Source organism: Bradyrhizobium sp. P5_C12 (assembly GCF_054049735.1).
The window spans coordinates 37,058-51,657 of sequence record NZ_JBFULU010000051.1; the positions used below are offsets into that span (position 1 = coordinate 37,058).

Sequence of the window (14,600 nt, forward strand, 5' to 3'; positions counted from 1 at the left end):
AGAATGTCGCGGCTTTTGCCGAAATCGGCCTATTCGGCCGCTTTGGCCGTCCTGCCGAACATCCGTGTCGGCGCCGGGAAGCCGCAGGAGGTGCCGTCGGTGATCTTGACCTCATCCTCCCAGGGCAGGCGGAAGGTGCCTGCGACCATGTCCTGCATGAACGTATAGGGACAGTCCATCGCGCCGCCCTTCACCGCGACATAACCGCGGTGCCAGAGCTGGTAGATGTTGTTCTCGACGCCCCAATTGATCCGGGCTTCGCGCACCAGGTCCGGYCGCACCTCGGCGGTGATGATCTCGTCGGCCCGCCCGGTGGTGCCATGCGCCAGCACGCTGCCGTCGAAATTGACGATCATGCCTTCGCCCATGGAATCGAACGAGCCGTCAGAGCCGCACATGCAGACATTCGCCGTCACCATCAGGTTCTGGAACGAATTGGCCCGGTTGGTGAAGCGCCAGGCTTCGCGGATCGGTGCGGTATAGCCGGCGGTGCGGATCATGATCTCCGCGCCCTTGTAGGCGCATTCGCGCGCCATCTCCGGGAACATGCCGTCATGGCAGATGATCAGCGCGATCTTGGCGCCGTTCGGGCCTTCGATCACGGGGATGCCGACGTCGCCGGGCTCCCATGGCTCGACTGGAATCCAGGGATGGAGCTTGCGGTAATAGAGCTTGATCTCGCCGTGGTCGTCGATGATCAGGCCGGAATTGTAGGGGTTGCCGTGCGGGTTGAACTCCATGATGGAGAAGCAGCCCCAGATCCGGTTGTCGATGCAGGCCTTCTTGAAAGCCGCAACCTCAGGCCCGTCGAGCCGGCACATGATCTCGGGATTGGTGTCCATCGAAAGCCCGTGCAGCGAGTATTCGGGGAAGACCACCAGATCCATGGTGGAGAGATTGCGGCGGGCCTTGCCGACCATCCAGACGATGCGTTCGGTCTGCTTCGCCAGATCGGACCGGGTCACGACGTTGGGCAGTTGCAACTGCACCAGGCCGATGACGACGCCGTTCGGAGATTTGTTCAGCCCGCCAAGCCCGTTCATGATTGAAGCCCGTTCATGATCAGCTCCCTTGCCGTCCGCGCTGCGCCGTTGCACGCGGTTCTCGACAGAGCAAATCCGATTTTGGCGACGCGCAAAAGTCCATTTTTCAGGCGACGGGCGCAAGTCGTACTCGTGAGGATCGCCGGCCGTGCCAGGGCGCACCGACGCCCATTGTTGCGGCGCGGAGTGCCTCAAGTCTCGGCTTGACCCTCCAATTCGCCAAATGTCAGACTTATGACATGAGTACAGCAAAGCGACATATCGCCAGCCTTCGTGACGAGTATGCCGAGATGACGCGGCAGCGCATCGTTGCGGCCTTCGTCGAGACACTGGAGGACGAGTCGGCCGACGACATTTCCATGGCCGCGGTGGCCAAGCGTGCGAAGGTGGCCGAGCGAACCATCTATCGGCACTTCAGGACGCGCGCAGAGCTGTTTGCGGCGGCCGGCGAGTGGATCGAGGACAACGTCTTCAGCTACATTCCCTTCACCTCGCCCGACGAGCTGCCGGACATCTTCCGTAAACTGTGCAAGCGGTTTGACCGTCATCCGCATCTGGCGCGCGCCATTGCCATGACGCGCGCGGGCCGCCGGGTGCGCGCAGGCTTCCGGCGGCACCTGATCGACCAGCATCGCAAGGCGATGGAGCCGCTGGTGCGGCATCTCCCCCCGAAGGAGATTCGCCAGGCGGAGGCGCTCGCGTCTTATCTCAACAACGTGCTGGCCTGGAACGCGATGCGCGAGGACTTTGGCATGACCAGCAGCGAGATCGCCGATGCCATCGAGTGGGCGCTCACGACTCTCCTGAAGGACGTCCGGCAGCGCGATGCCGCCGCGGCGCGCAGCGGCAAGGCCGGCAAAGCGCCGCGGAAGCGAAGCACGGCCCCGAAAGAGCCGGCGTAGAGTGAGGCAGGCCATGAATGCGATACCCGACGATCTCCTGATCAACGCCGCCGATGAGGTTCGCATCCGCCAGGATCTTGTGCTGACGTCGCTCGGGCGCCGCCCGGCCGATCGCAGCTTGCGGGTCGGCCGGCTGCTCGACGTGCACACCCGCACATGGAGCGAAGATCAGGAGATCGTGTTCAAGGGGCGACGGATCGCATGGGTCGGGCCCGCCGGAAGCTATCCCGGTGAAGTCCGCGAGCGCGTGCATCGCCCCCATCTCGCCGCCGTTCCCGGCTTTGGCGAGGTCCACAAGCATATCGAAAGCTCGCATCTGACGCCGGAATGGGAAGCGGCGCTGGTGCTGCCGCATGGCAATACCTGGACCTGCGAGGCGAGCCACGAATTCTCCAATGTCAACGGCGCACGCAATCTCGAATTCTGGTTCGAGGCTCGCCGTCGCGGATCGCCGCTGAAAATCTTTCCGCAACCTGGATCGGCGGTGCCGCCCACGGCCTATGAATGGGGTGGCGGCTGGTATGGCCGCGACGAGCAGGCGGGCTTCATGGCCGAGAGTCTGATGGTCACCGGGCTCGACGAGGTGATGGACTGGCCTGCGGTCTGGAATCCCGACAACCCCTCCTACAAGCGGCTGTGGGGCATGATCGAGGCCACGTTCGCCGCCCGCGGCGTTGTCGAAGGCCACGCCTCCGGTCTGCGGGACCTGCCATCGATCAACGCCTTTGCCGCCGCCGGGCTCGCCTCCGACCACGAAGTGCAGACGCCGGAGGAGACCTGGGACAAGCTGACCCGCGGTCTCTTCATCGAGTTGCGCGTCTACGCGATGCCCGAGATCGTCGCCTGGCTGCTCGCCAAGGGTTTGCAGGACTGGTCGCAGATCGCCTTCACCACCGACGACCGCAGCGCCAGCCACACGCTCGAGCTCGGCGCCAGCGACCACAATGCGCGGGTGGCGATCGAAGCCGGTCTCGCGCCGGAAGTCGCGATCCAGTGTCTTACCATCAATCCTGCGCGGCACATGCGGCTCACGCCGTTCGTCGGCAGCCTCGCCCCGGGGCGCTTCGGCGATGTCGTGCTGCTCTCGGATGTCGCCAAGCTGACCATCGCCGAGGTCTGGGCCGACGGCGCACAGGTGTCCGAAGGCAAGCGCTACCTGGGCAAGGTTCCTGAAATCTCCTGGCCCGATTGGGCGACCAGGACGGTGAATATCAAGCGCGCGATCCAACCGAAGGACTTCGAACTGCCGGCCGAACCCGGCCGTGCCACGATGAAAGCCGCCGTGATCCGCCCGTTCCATTGGCATCCGGAGTTCTACACCCTCGATTTGCCGGTGCGTGACGGCGCCGTGCAGCGCGATGAGAGCGAGGCCATCACCAAGTTTGCCATCGTCGATCGCTTCTCCGGCGACGGCCGGGTTGCAAAGATGTTCTGGCGCGGCTGCGGACCGCGCACGCCGGATACCGCGGTTGCCTGCTCGGTCGCGCACGACAAGCACAACATCTGGGTGGTCGGCTCGTCCGACGCCGCGATGGCCAAGGCCGTGAACGCGCTGGTCGAACGTCAAGGCGGATGGGCGCTGGTGCGGGAAGGCGAGCTCGTCGCCACTGTGCGGTTCGAAGTTGGCGGATTGATGAGCTGTCGCTCGGCGCAGGCGCTCGATGCCGAGATGCAGGCGCTCTATGCCGAGGGCCGCAAGGTGGACTGGATGTATGAGCCGACCTTCCGTCCGCGTTGGTATCCCGGATTTCCGGAGCGGCTGATGTTCGCGACGCTGACCTGCGCGCCCTGGAGCTGGGTGCTGGTCGCGCCCTGCGAGCAGGCGCCGCTCGGATTCATCAACGTGCAGACCGGCGAAGCGCACCCGGTGGTCTGGTAGAGGAGCGACTGCGATGAACGAGATGACGCCGCCGCAATCGGCTTCCGCAGAGACGACGTCGAACCCGGCCGCAGGCCTGCTCGACCGCATCTTCCGCCTCAACGAGCGCGACACCAGCGTTGGCCGTGAGGTGATGGCGGGCGCGACCACGTTCGCGGCGATGGCCTATATCATCGCGGTGAACCCCGCGATCATGTCCAATGCCGGAATGGATCGCGCCGATCTTGTCAGCGCCACCGCACTCGCCGCCATCTTCGGTTCGGCGATGATGGGACTCTGGGCCAATCTGCCGCTCGCCGTTGCGCCGGCCATGGGCTCGAACGTCATCTTCACCTATGTGATCGTCAAGCAGATGGGGATGCCATGGCAAGGCGCGCTTGCCATGGTCGCTTTCACCGGCGTCCTGTTCCTGATCCTCAGCCTGTCGAAGCTGCGCGAGCGTGTTGCCAGGGACGTTCCCGAGGCCTTGAAGATCGGCATCCAGGCGGCCGTCGGCACGCTCATTGTTTTTATTGCACTCCGTGGCGCCGGTTTCGTGGTGCAGAACCCCTCGACCTATATCGCGATGGGATCGCTGCGCAGCCCGCCGGTGCTGCTGACGCTCTTCGGTCTCCTGCTCACGCCGGTGCTGGTGGTGCGCCGGGTACCGGCGGCGTTGATCCTGTCGATCGCGGTGCTGACGCTGATCGGCTTTTTCGTCCCCGGCGCGAACGGCAAGATGGTAACATCGGTGCCCTCGGCCATCATGTCGTGGCCGCGCTGGCCCACGAGCACCTTCATGGCGCTCGATGTCGGCTATCTCTTCAGCCATTTCATCGTGGCGCTGCCGCTCCTGTTCTACTTCCTCTGCGCCGAATTCTTCTCGACCCTGGGCACGCTGATCGGCGTGACCGGCGCCGCCAATCTGCGCCGGCCCGATGGCTCGATCCCCAACGCCACCGCCGCATTTGCGACGGATGCGACGGCGTCCATCGTGGGACCGCTGCTCGGCACCTCCGTCGTCACGGCCTATATCGAGTCCATCACCGGCGTGCAGGCCGGCGGTCGCACCGGCCTGACCTCGCTGACCGTCGCAGCATTCTTCTGCCTCGCGCTGTTCTTCTGGCCGGTCTTCGTCATCATCCCGCCGCAAGCCACCGCGCCGGCGCTGGTGCTCGTCGGCGTCTTGATGATGCAGGGGCTCGCCCGCATCGACATGACCGATCTCGTCAATGCGGTGCCGATCGTGCTGACGTTGCTCGTCACCGTGCTGACCAACAATCTCATCAACGGCATGGCGCTGGGTACGTTGAGCCATATCGCGCTGGAGGTCACGATGGGCCGGCGGTCGCAGATTCCCGCGATGGTCTGGGGCCTTGGTGTGGTGTTCGTTGCCTACGCGATCGTGATCGCGCAGATATTCTAGATGCATCGACGTTGCGGATGCCTATGCGGCGAGATCCAGTAGCCGACACGACCCGCGCACCAGCACCTTGCGTCCATTCGGCGTCATGACAGGTACGCCGTCGCTGACGACGACAAGACCAAGCTTGACGAGGCCTTCGACGACATAGGCCTTCGTGAGGCGACCGTTCGGCACCGGATTGCGAAGCGCGCGCAGCGCCTCCCACTGGTCCGGTGAAAGATCGAAGTCGACGTCGTTGCTCATGTTGCCTCAAGCGATGGTACCGTTGGCGCCCCTGTTAACGGCGCTCCATGAAGACCATGCGACGACAATGAGTCCGGAATTCGGTGGGCTGTTTGGAACGTCTCTTCACAAATTGCCGCACATCGTTGCGTCACAAGAGTTAAGATCGCTTGCGGACGAAGATCGTCCCGATTTCCGATCACTTGTTGATGATTTGCTCTTGATGCGGCGCCGCAAGCTTCCGCACTGCACGGGAAGTATGGCTGTCCCATTGCGCGCTGCGATGTGCACAGGAAAGTGAGGTCGAGGGTTCAAGACTCTGTTACCCTGATTCGCGGGGAATGACTTCACGTCGCAGGAGTGGAGTGCATGAAGAGGCTGGCGGAAATTCGCAGTGCCGTGAGCGCGCCGCGCTCGATTCGGAGCGACGCGTTTTCTGGCTCGCGCAGGCGGAAGAGTGGGAGCAGCGCGCCCTCGACGAAATCGCATATCACTTTCGGGAGTGTAATCTCACCCAGGCCAGGCTGATCGCGGCCTGACGCCAGAGGCGCACGCGATCGCCGCCTACTGATACGTGGCTACAATATCGGACACCGCACGCTCGAGCTGTTGGGCGGTGGCGCATTGGCGCACGAGGCTGCAAAAGGTCGCGTAGCGCGGCATTTCCGAGTCGCCAAAGCCCCAGGCGAGCCGTCCTTCGGGATTGAGCCAGACCAGCCGCTTCGAGCGCTCGGAGACGCGGCGCAGAATGTCGGCGCGCGGGTCGAGGTTGTTGCTGCGGGCATCGCCGAGCACGATCACCGTGGTCTGCGGCGTCAGCGTGCTCATCCAATCCTTCTCGAAATCGACGAGGGAGGAACCATAGTCGGACGAGCCGAATCCGACCTTGGACATGATCTCGGCCATGGCCTCTTCCGGTGACTTCGATTCCAGGATGTCGCTGACCTCGATCAGGTGCGAGGAGAAAGCGAAGGAGCGGACGTCGTCGACCACCTCGTGCAGCGAGTGGATCAGAAGCAGGAAGAAATCGGACACCTGTGCGACCGAGCCGGAGACGTCGCAGAGCGCAACGATCTTGGGTCGGTCGCGGTGCTTGCGCTTCCACGCCGTGAGGAAGGGGACGCCGCCCCAGGCGGCGTTGCGGCGCAGCGTGCGGCGTACGTCGAGATGGCCGCGGCGCTGGCGCTTGCGCGGCTTCGAATAGCGCTCGCGCAGGCGCCGTGCGATCTTGCGGATCAGCGCGCGCATTTCCTCGACTTGCCGCCGTTCGATGCGCGCGAGCGGCGCGTTCCGCAGGATCTCGTTGCGGAGGTTTTCGGCCTCCTCGCGGGCATAGAGCGCGAGCCCCTGCGCGACGGTGTCGCGCACGGCCTCGCGCAAGCCGTCGAGCGCGGCACGCAGCCGCTCGGCCAGCGCCGGGTTGGTCGCGGTCAACTCATCGAGGTCGTCGCGCAGACGCTGGAGGCCCATGGCGTCGAGGATACGGCTGGAGAATATCCCGCGCTGCGTGGAGTAGCGGATGTCGGACAGGGACGCAGTGCCGGCCGCACTGGCCATCGCGGCCGCGATCGCGTTACGATCCTGCGACAACAGCATCTGCGCAAGCGGGCCCAAAGCTTCGGGAGGCTGACCTTGGCCCACATCGCGGGTTGCACCCGGGGAAGGAGATTGATCCGTGTCCTGCGGAGTGTCGTCGCTGTTGGCCTCAGGCTGCTCCTGCCGCGGTTCTGGTTGGCTGAAGAACAGATCAAAGCAGTCGCCGAGCGCGAGCTTCTCGTCTTGCGACTTGGCGAGGGTCAGAAGGAGGGTGTCGCGCAGGATGGCGCGGTCTGACACGCCGACCTCTGCGACCGCGCGCATCGCATCGATGCTTTCGGCAGGCGAGACATGGACGCCGGCGCCGCGTGCCGCCCGAAAGAAACGATGGATGTTCTCGCGCATCGGCGTCAACCGAAGACGTTGGACCGCGCCGCCTTGGCAATGAAGGTCGTGATCTGTGGCGCCGCGGCTTCGATGTCGGCTTCATATTTCAGAAGCACGTTGAGCGTGTCCTTGACGATTTCGGTGTCGAGCTCGGCGGCCTGAAGTAGCACCAGCACCCGCGCCCAGTCGATGGTCTCGCTGACCGAGGGCAGTTTCTTGAGGTCGAGCGAGCGGATTTCGTGGATGAAGCCGACCATCTGCCGGCGCAGCGTCTGCGAGATGCCGGGCACGCGGCTCTCGACGATGCGCTCCTCCAGCCGCTGCTCGGGGAAGCCGATATGCAGATGCAGGCAGCGCCGCTTCAGCGCGTCGCCCAGGTCGCGTTCGCTGTTGGAGGTGAGGATCACGGTCGGCGGCGTGATCGCGGAGACGGTGCCGAGCTCGGGGATCGTGACCTGGAAGTCGGAGAGGATCTCCAGCAGCAGCGATTCGAATTCCGCATCCGACTTGTCGATCTCGTCGATCAGGAGAACGCAGCCGCCCGGCTGCTCGAGCGCCTGGAGCAGCGGTCGTGGCTCGACGAATTCCTTGGAGAAGAACACGTCACCGAAGTCGTGAAGCTGGTCGAGCGCGGCGTGCAGCGTCTGCGCGCCGCCGAGCACTTCGCCGAGCTTGTCCTTCAGGATCTGGGTATAGAGAAGCTGCTTGGCGTACTTCCACTCATAGAGCGCCTTGGCCTCGTCGAGACCCTCGTAGCATTGCAGGCGGATCATCTTCATGCCGCGCCAGGCGGCGATCGCCTTGGCAAGTTCGGTCTTGCCGACGCCCGCGGGGCCTTCGACCAGGATCGGCTTCTCGATCTGTTGCGACAAATAGACTGCGGTCGCGATCTGCCGGCTCGCGATGTAGCCTTGCGCGGCGAGGCCGCTCTCCACTGCCTCGATCGCGGTCGAGGCCTTCTGTTCAGCCACGAACGGCGCTCCCAAAGGTCTTGCTTGAGGCTTGTTCTGCCTGCGTTCCCGGCAAAGAACAAGCCTCGTTTGGGAGGGGCCAGACCCGCGCGAACGGCCGTTTTTCCGCTTAGCGCAAATACGCGAGCGGCTGGCCGATCCCGCGGTCAGTGCCGCAGCAGCTCCGGCTTTCGGATCGTCTGCCGGACCTCGGCGCCGCAATCGGCGCACTCGTAGACGAAGTCGATCTTCGCAAGGCTCCAATGCGGCTCGACCTCGCGCACATACATCGGCAGGAACCCCATGCAGCTGGGGCAGATTACAGGCGCGATTTCGATGTCCTGATGATGCTGTACATAAGCTGGCATCTCGGCTCTCCTTCGCAGGCGACCACCAAACCCCGCGCAAAAGCTACCGCCGGTCGCGCCGGCGCCGTCATCAACTCTTTCGAACAGAGGAGGAACAGCGGAGGTTTGCCGCTCGCTGTGACATTCTTGTTACGGCTCTGTACTGTAACGGGACTACCAAATGCCTATTTCACAGGCCGATCCGGTTCTCGGACCTTCACTGCAACGATAAGGGAGCAACCCATGACGCATGCCATTCGCTTTCACAAGACCGGCGGCCCTGAAGTCCTGGTCTGGGAGGAGGTCAGTGTCGGCAAGCCCGGACCGGGCGAGGCGCGCATCCGCCACACCGCCGTCGGTCTCAACTTCGTCGATATCTACAACCGGTCGGGTCTTTATCCGGCGCAGCTGCCAAGTGGTCTCGGCAGCGAGGCGGCCGGCGTCGTCGAGGAGGTCGGGCCCGGTGTCAGCGACCTCAAGCCGGGCGATCGCGTCGCCTACGGCGCCTCGCCACTCGGCGCCTATTCCGAGGCGCGGCTGATCCCCGCCGACCGGCTGTTGAAGCTGCCCGACGGCGTCGACGACAAGACCGCGGCGGCGATGATGCTGAAGGGACTGACGACGCAATATCTGATCCGGCAGACCTATCGGGTGAAGGCCGGCGACACCATCCTGCTCCACGCGGCGGCCGGCGGCGTCGGCCTGATTCTGAGCCAGTGGGCGAAGCATCTCGGTGCGACCGTGATCGGCACCGTCAGCAGTGACGAGAAGGCCAAGCTCGCCAAGGCCCATGGCTGCGACCATGTCATCATCTACAGCCGCGAGGATTTCGTGAAGCGTGTCGACGAGATCACCGGCGGCAAGAAGGTGCCGGTGGTCTACGATTCCGTCGGCAAGGACACGTTCCTGAAGTCGCTGGACTGCCTGGCGCCGCTCGGCGTTGCCGCGCTGTTCGGCCAGTCCTCCGGCGCCGTCGAGCCGCTCAATCTTGGTCTGCTGGCGCAGAAGGGCTCGCTCTACGTCACGAGACCGACGCTCTTCACCTACGCCGCCAAGCGCGAGAGCCTGGTCGCGATGGCAAACGAGCTGTTTGACGTCGTCAAGTCGGGCGCGGTCAAGATCGAAGTGCACCAGACCTATCCGCTGAAGGATGCGGCCAAGGCGCACGCCGACCTCGCCGCGCGCAAGACCACGGGCTCGACCGTGCTCACGGTGTGATCTCCGACCGGGCGGTGGCGCAGGCCCGCCCGGGCCCGCGTCACGTCCGTTCGTGCTTGCGCAGATCGCGAGCGTGATCGAGCTGGGCGGCCTGAAGATCGATATCCTCAGGCGGAATAGTGGGGAGGGCGGCCTCGGCCAGGACGGACTCGGTCACATCCTCGACCGATCTGTCCACGATCTCGTGAACGAAAGAGATGTTGCCGTACTCCCCCGAGGCGATGCGGGAAATGACCTCGCGCCGGGTGATCTCGGGATCGACGATCGCCTCGCGGCCGCGCCGCCCATAGTCGATCATCACGACGAAATACTGCATGGAAAGATCCTGCCGCGCTCCCATGGTCGGGCGCGCGACAGAGTATTTCCGAAAAACGGAATCAAGTCAAGCTTGATTTCATAAAATCCGAAGCTGGTCCGGGCCTGCGGCTACTTGCCCTTCTTGCGCGGGCGCGCCGACTTGGCGCGCAGCCGCTCGAGCTGGCCCTTGGGCATCGACAGGCAAATTTCCCCGACCCAATCGAGCTTCACGCCGACGATCGGCTTGGCATTGAAACTGGTGAGATTGACGACGGAGGGGGATTTGCCCCGCTCGATGGTCTTCAGGTAGCGCTCCCCGGTCTTGAGCCGAACCACGGCCTCCTCGCCGTAGAAGCTCGACAGCGGATGGCGCTGGTCCTTGTAGACCACGATCACGTCGCCGCTCTCGTATTTGGGCAGCATCGAATCGCCGACGATCTCGAAGGCGACGGTCTCTTCCATGATCGGGAAGGGCAACGCGATATCGCCGAGCCCCTCCGGCGGAACCTGTTCATAGTCCGGCTCGATCACCGCGCCGGCGCCAACCCGACCCATGATCGGGGCAAGATTGAGCTCGAGATATTCCATGATCGGAATGATTTCCGAGGCCTTCACCAGACGCTCGCCGCCAAGGATTTCCGACACCGCGCCCGGGCGCACGCCCATGGCCGCGGCCAGGCCGCCCTTGCTCTTGCCTGTCTTTTCCAGGCCCCGCTCGATCATTGCAACGTCCAACATGGTGATTCCCTCGCTTACCCATCGCCTTGCCTCTTGTAATTCGAAATTCGGAATTATTGCAATTATGAATATCAGAATTTCTGGTTGACTTTGGTTTCGGAATACCGGAATGTGAGTTCCGTCATCCGGCCGTGAGGGTCGGCACATGGCGCATCACAGGACTGCAGCATGGAACCGGGCCATTGGTCGTCGGAGCACTCCGACGCGCTTCGCGACTATTTTCTCAAGGGGATGTCCTATGCGGAGATCGGAAGGGAGATTAACGCAAGGTTTGGAACGGCTTACACGCGCAATGCGGTGGTCGGTCGCGCCAAGCGGCTCGGACTTGCGGTGCCAACACGGATGACAAGTCCGTCGATCGTGCCGTCCTCGACCGGCGTGCACTGTCTGCTCTCGCCGCGTCATGCAACGTTGCCGTATCTTAGCTCGCCGCCGGAATCCGCGCTGAAGCCGTCCGCGCCTGTCAAGTTGCGCTGTGTCGGCGTCCGGCCGCGCCTGATCTCTCTGGTTGAGCTCGAACCGGGCGACTGCCGCTATCCCTATGGCGGCGACCGGGACGGGGAGGAGATCGCCTTCTGCGGTCATCCGCGCCAGTCAGGCTGCAGCTATTGCGCGGCCCATCTCCGCCTGGCTCGCAGACCTGGAAACGCCTCCGCGCGCAACACGGGTCCTGTCGTGCTGAGGCTCGTCTCCGCCGCCTGACGGATCGGCCACCCGTTCAATCGTCTACTTTTGCAGGGAGTATCCGAGTGGCACGTGCTCGACGCAACAAATCCTACAAGTTGGCAAATATCTACGACCGGCGATCGCGCGAACTGCCGTTCAATGGCGAGGTGGCGGAGATCGAGGTCGACAATCCCCTGGCGCTCGATCCAGGCGAGAGGATCGTCGCTCTGCGCTCCGTCCGCGGTGATCCGCTCGGCCGGTTGCATTCGCATCACCAGATCGACGAGGCGCAATACCGCGGCGGCCGCGCATTCCAGAGCGACTGGGAAAGAGCGGAGCGGGGGCCTCAGGCGGTGGATCCGACCCGCGAATATGTCGACGGCGCGGGCACGCGCGAGCCCGTCACCGAAAGCCAGCGCCAGGCGGTGCTGCGGCTGAACCGGGTCGAGCGCGAGCTTGGCACCGACGGCGCCGCGCTGGTGCACGACGTGCTGGTGCTGGGCCTGACCATGGACCAGATCGGACAGCGCCGCGCCGTCCGCACCCAGCGCTGGAATGACTATTTTGCGCGGCGCTTTCGCGAATGCCTCGATCGGCTGGCGCTGATCTACGGTCTCGCGACGGAAGCCACGGTACAGCGCCCCGTGTCGCGTCGATGATCGGGGGCGCCGGCGGCTTTCGTCGCCGGCGCGCCGCCGCCCCTTACGGGTGCGGGACGATCTGGTAGGGCGTCGTGTACGGCTCGACGCGGAGCGAGGCGTTGGCGAGGAGGCCGATCTTGGCGCTCGGCGCCTGCTGCAATTCGCCGCTCGGGCCGCGATGCACGTTGTATTGCCAGACGGTGAGATCGCCCTTCTGCGCCAGCGCGTGCGCAACCGCGCTCGCATCGTTGCCGCCGAGCGCCTGAAGCTCTTCCGCCGACAATCCAATGATGATCTCGTCCTTGATGGTCACGATCTTGAAGAGGTTCATCTTGGTCTCCTGCGCCCATGCGCCCTGTATCGAGAAGGTGAGAAGCGCGACCGCGGCGCCCTTGATGAGATCGCAGCGAGAAAGCATGCCGTCGTCCTTTGGTGCTGACGCGCGCCCGAATCGAAGAGTCCGTCAGCCATGGCGCCCGTGGTCTGCGTGGCCGTTTCGCAACAGCTTGGTCGCTCGATCTTGAACAACGGTTCATGGGCGGAAATATACCGGACACGATGAACCTTGATGCGGAGCGCCTCGTTCGAGCCCGACAGCTCAAGGGACCCGTCAGATGAAATTTGCCGGCGCCTTTTGCTTTCTCGTGTTGCTGGGCACGGGAGGCACCGCGGTGGCCGCGATCCGTTCTACCGATACCGGCCGATGGGCAAGGCGGTCGTCCTGAAAGCGCGAGAGATATCAGGCCCGCGCCCCCTTTGCCTGCGCAAAGCTGCGAGATGCGGCGTGCCGGCAAGAAAGTCGATCCCAAGGTGCTTGCCCTGTCGCTCGGCTTCGGCGGCGCCCCCAATCAAGGCGGTGGAGACCGGCTGCGCGAGCGACTTTCACTTTGTCGACGATACAACCGCCGAGGCCGGACTCAACAATTACGTGTATAAGCTGAAGAAGGGCTAGTTCTGCCAATCTCCGTTCACGGCGGAAACACGGCGAAACGCTGTGCCGATTGACAGCGGTCAAGGCCGTGTGCGTGATTGATGCCGCTTCTTGACGCAGGTGGGTGACGGCGGTCCATATTCCTGTTATCCGGAATTGCCATGGTGCGATGCAGATGAAGCATCGCTGCGCCGACGGTTGGGCTTGCCGAAGGGGTTGTTCCTTGTCATAATTGCAACCTCTCGGGTTGAGCCCGTCCGCTCGGATGTGCAGTTCAGCGTGCTAACCCGCCGGGGTGCCCTGGCCGAAAGCTCGCCGTCGCCATGGTGCCCGGTTATGGCGTTCGGTTCTCGAGCGGGGGTTCTACGTCAGATCGCGAAAGCCGATCCTTGTCATAGGTGCGAGAGATGAAAAACATCAATTTCGCGGCTGAACTGCACCTCAAGCTCGGCGCGCCTGCAAGCAGCACCGTCGAAAGTCTGCGCCTGCTGCGCGCGTTTCTGAAGCTCGCGCCTCGGCAGCGTTTCGAGGTCATCAAGCTGGTCGAAGACCTCTCTACTGACGAATCCATCCCCGAACATCCCCTGTCGTGAGGTCGGCCGGCGCACCGCCGCCATACCGCTCCCCAAGCGCTGGTCCTGCTGCACTGCGGTCCATCCGGTTGCGTCTGCCGCCTGGTCTGACCGCTGGAAGCCGGTCCGGCAAATGTGATAGTCAGTAGAAAAAAGGGGAGGACAGCGACCATGATCGAACCGAAGCTCGAAGTTCCGGCCGAACTGCGCGACTTGGCCGAGAAGACGATCGACCAAGCGGAAAAGGCGTTCGGCATGTTTTTCGATGCCGCCACCAAATCGATGACGTCGGTTCCAGGAGCGGGCACGGACGTGTCGAAACAGGCGCTCGCCTTTACCGAGCAGAACATGAAGGCTGCGTTCGAGCACGCCCGCAAGCTCGTTCACGCCACCGACCTTCAGGAAGCCATGCGGATCCAGTCCGAATTCCTGCGCAGCCAGTTCACCAATGCCGGGGATCACATGCGGCAGATGACCGGCAACTTCATGCAACCCGGCAAAGGCAAGTCCTGATCGTCGCGGAGCTGCCGCCTGCTCACAAATTGGCCTTGCTTGGCGGCGAGATACGCATTTCAATTCCGGGGCAGGTCCATGATGGGCCACCGGGTGAGTTCCATTCGCCGTCCATCATCCTTTCTGCTGATCCCTGTCGGTTCTCCGGCAGGGATTTGCATTTTGTGGGGCAAGCGTCGCGATTGGTCGGCGCCGGACTAGGGTCCGGACTCAATTGATCCACCAAGTGATTGCAGCGGCCAGAAGGATTGCGGACAGGAAGATGTCTGCGCGCTTGTCGTATCGGGTTGCGATGCGGCGGAAGTCCTTGAGACGGCAGAACATCCGCTCGATAACGTTGCGACCTTTGTAAG

The 14,600-nt window shown here is 63.7% G+C and carries 17 protein-coding genes; 8 read left to right on the forward strand and 9 right to left on the reverse strand.

Features of this window, described 5'->3' with window-relative positions; all coding sequences use genetic code 11:
* Positions 1 to 29 precede the first annotated feature (29 nt).
* Positions 30 to 1,043 (reverse strand): formamidase, encoded by a 1,014-nt coding sequence (locus ACXJMY_RS31725; RefSeq protein WP_456623284.1) that lies wholly within the window; start codon positions 1,041 to 1,043, stop codon positions 30 to 32.
* Between the two features lie 239 nt (positions 1,044 to 1,282).
* Between ACXJMY_RS31725 and ACXJMY_RS31730 the strand changes: the two genes are divergently transcribed.
* Genes ACXJMY_RS31730 through ACXJMY_RS31740 form a run of 3 tightly spaced genes read left to right on the forward strand, consistent with a single transcriptional unit; the run spans position 1,283 to position 5,229 of the window.
* Positions 1,283 to 1,945 carry a TetR/AcrR family transcriptional regulator gene (locus tag ACXJMY_RS31730; protein ID WP_456623285.1) on the forward strand — a complete coding sequence of 221 codons (663 nt, stop codon included), beginning with the start codon at positions 1,283 to 1,285 and terminating at the stop codon, positions 1,943 to 1,945.
* A gap of 13 nt (positions 1,946 to 1,958) precedes the next feature.
* Positions 1,959 to 3,824 carry an adenine deaminase gene (locus ACXJMY_RS31735; RefSeq protein ID WP_456623286.1) on the forward strand — a complete coding sequence of 622 codons (1,866 nt, stop codon included), beginning with the start codon at positions 1,959 to 1,961 and terminating at the stop codon, positions 3,822 to 3,824.
* A gap of 13 nt (positions 3,825 to 3,837) precedes the next feature.
* On the forward strand, positions 3,838 to 5,229 hold the full coding sequence (locus ACXJMY_RS31740; protein ID WP_456623287.1) for an NCS2 family permease: 1,392 nt from the start codon (positions 3,838 to 3,840) through the stop codon (positions 5,227 to 5,229).
* Positions 5,230 to 5,250: 21 nt separating this feature from the next.
* Here the strand turns inward: ACXJMY_RS31740 and ACXJMY_RS31745 are convergent, their stop codons facing one another.
* The 4 genes from ACXJMY_RS31745 to ACXJMY_RS31760 all read right to left on the reverse strand — a co-directional run bounded on the left by ACXJMY_RS31745 (position 5,251) and on the right by ACXJMY_RS31760 (position 8,692).
* On the reverse strand, positions 5,251 to 5,472 hold the full coding sequence (locus tag ACXJMY_RS31745; RefSeq protein ID WP_456623288.1) for a hypothetical protein: 222 nt from the start codon (positions 5,470 to 5,472) through the stop codon (positions 5,251 to 5,253).
* 543 nt (positions 5,473 to 6,015) lie between these two features.
* On the reverse strand, positions 6,016 to 7,392 hold the full coding sequence (locus ACXJMY_RS31750; RefSeq protein ID WP_456623289.1) for a vWA domain-containing protein: 1,377 nt from the start codon (positions 7,390 to 7,392) through the stop codon (positions 6,016 to 6,018).
* A 5-nt stretch (positions 7,393 to 7,397) separates the two neighbouring features.
* Entirely contained in the window at positions 7,398 to 8,345 is a 948-nt protein-coding gene (locus ACXJMY_RS31755; protein WP_456623290.1) for an AAA family ATPase, read from the reverse strand.
* Between the two features lie 146 nt (positions 8,346 to 8,491).
* A complete protein-coding gene (locus tag ACXJMY_RS31760) occupies positions 8,492 to 8,692 on the reverse strand; it encodes a hypothetical protein (RefSeq protein ID WP_211384855.1) in 201 nt (66 codons plus the stop codon).
* A 222-nt stretch (positions 8,693 to 8,914) separates the two neighbouring features.
* Here ACXJMY_RS31760 and ACXJMY_RS31765 point away from each other — a divergent pair, with 222 nt between their 5' ends.
* Positions 8,915 to 9,889 (forward strand): quinone oxidoreductase family protein, encoded by a 975-nt coding sequence (locus ACXJMY_RS31765; RefSeq protein WP_456623291.1) that lies wholly within the window; start codon positions 8,915 to 8,917, stop codon positions 9,887 to 9,889.
* Positions 9,890 to 9,929: 40 nt separating this feature from the next.
* Here the strand turns inward: ACXJMY_RS31765 and ACXJMY_RS31770 are convergent, their stop codons facing one another.
* Both ACXJMY_RS31770 and ACXJMY_RS31775 read right to left on the reverse strand, forming a co-directional pair.
* The gene (locus ACXJMY_RS31770) at positions 9,930 to 10,205 is read right to left on the reverse strand and encodes a hypothetical protein (protein ID WP_456623292.1); all 276 of its coding nucleotides are present in this window, start codon (positions 10,203 to 10,205) and stop codon (positions 9,930 to 9,932) included.
* 110 nt (positions 10,206 to 10,315) lie between these two features.
* Positions 10,316 to 10,924 (reverse strand): S24 family peptidase, encoded by a 609-nt coding sequence (locus ACXJMY_RS31775; protein ID WP_018644790.1) that lies wholly within the window; start codon positions 10,922 to 10,924, stop codon positions 10,316 to 10,318.
* 168 nt (positions 10,925 to 11,092) lie between these two features.
* Here ACXJMY_RS31775 and ACXJMY_RS31780 point away from each other — a divergent pair, with 168 nt between their 5' ends.
* Together ACXJMY_RS31780 and ACXJMY_RS31785 are read left to right on the forward strand one after the other, a co-directional pair.
* Positions 11,093 to 11,626 carry a GcrA family cell cycle regulator gene (locus ACXJMY_RS31780; protein ID WP_456623293.1) on the forward strand — a complete coding sequence of 178 codons (534 nt, stop codon included), beginning with the start codon at positions 11,093 to 11,095 and terminating at the stop codon, positions 11,624 to 11,626.
* Between the two features lie 47 nt (positions 11,627 to 11,673).
* Positions 11,674 to 12,249, forward strand: a complete 576-nt coding sequence (locus ACXJMY_RS31785) for a hypothetical protein (RefSeq protein WP_456623294.1) — start codon at positions 11,674 to 11,676, stop codon at positions 12,247 to 12,249.
* A 43-nt stretch (positions 12,250 to 12,292) separates the two neighbouring features.
* Here the strand turns inward: ACXJMY_RS31785 and ACXJMY_RS31790 are convergent, their stop codons facing one another.
* Positions 12,293 to 12,649, reverse strand: a complete 357-nt coding sequence (locus ACXJMY_RS31790) for a hypothetical protein (protein ID WP_456623295.1) — start codon at positions 12,647 to 12,649, stop codon at positions 12,293 to 12,295.
* A gap of 920 nt (positions 12,650 to 13,569) precedes the next feature.
* On the opposite strand from ACXJMY_RS31790, the gene ACXJMY_RS31795 reads away from it, so the two are divergent.
* Together ACXJMY_RS31795 and ACXJMY_RS31800 are read left to right on the forward strand one after the other, a co-directional pair.
* Positions 13,570 to 13,755: a hypothetical protein gene (locus tag ACXJMY_RS31795; protein ID WP_456623296.1), complete on the forward strand. Its 186-nt coding sequence runs from the start codon at positions 13,570 to 13,572 to the stop codon at positions 13,753 to 13,755.
* Positions 13,756 to 13,905: 150 nt separating this feature from the next.
* Positions 13,906 to 14,247, forward strand: a complete 342-nt coding sequence (locus ACXJMY_RS31800) for a phasin (RefSeq protein WP_456623297.1) — start codon at positions 13,906 to 13,908, stop codon at positions 14,245 to 14,247.
* A gap of 210 nt (positions 14,248 to 14,457) precedes the next feature.
* Here ACXJMY_RS31800 and ACXJMY_RS31805 read toward each other — a convergent pair.
* Positions 14,458 to 14,600 (reverse strand): transposase (locus tag ACXJMY_RS31805; protein WP_456623298.1); only part of this gene is annotated, 143 nt, incomplete at its 5' end.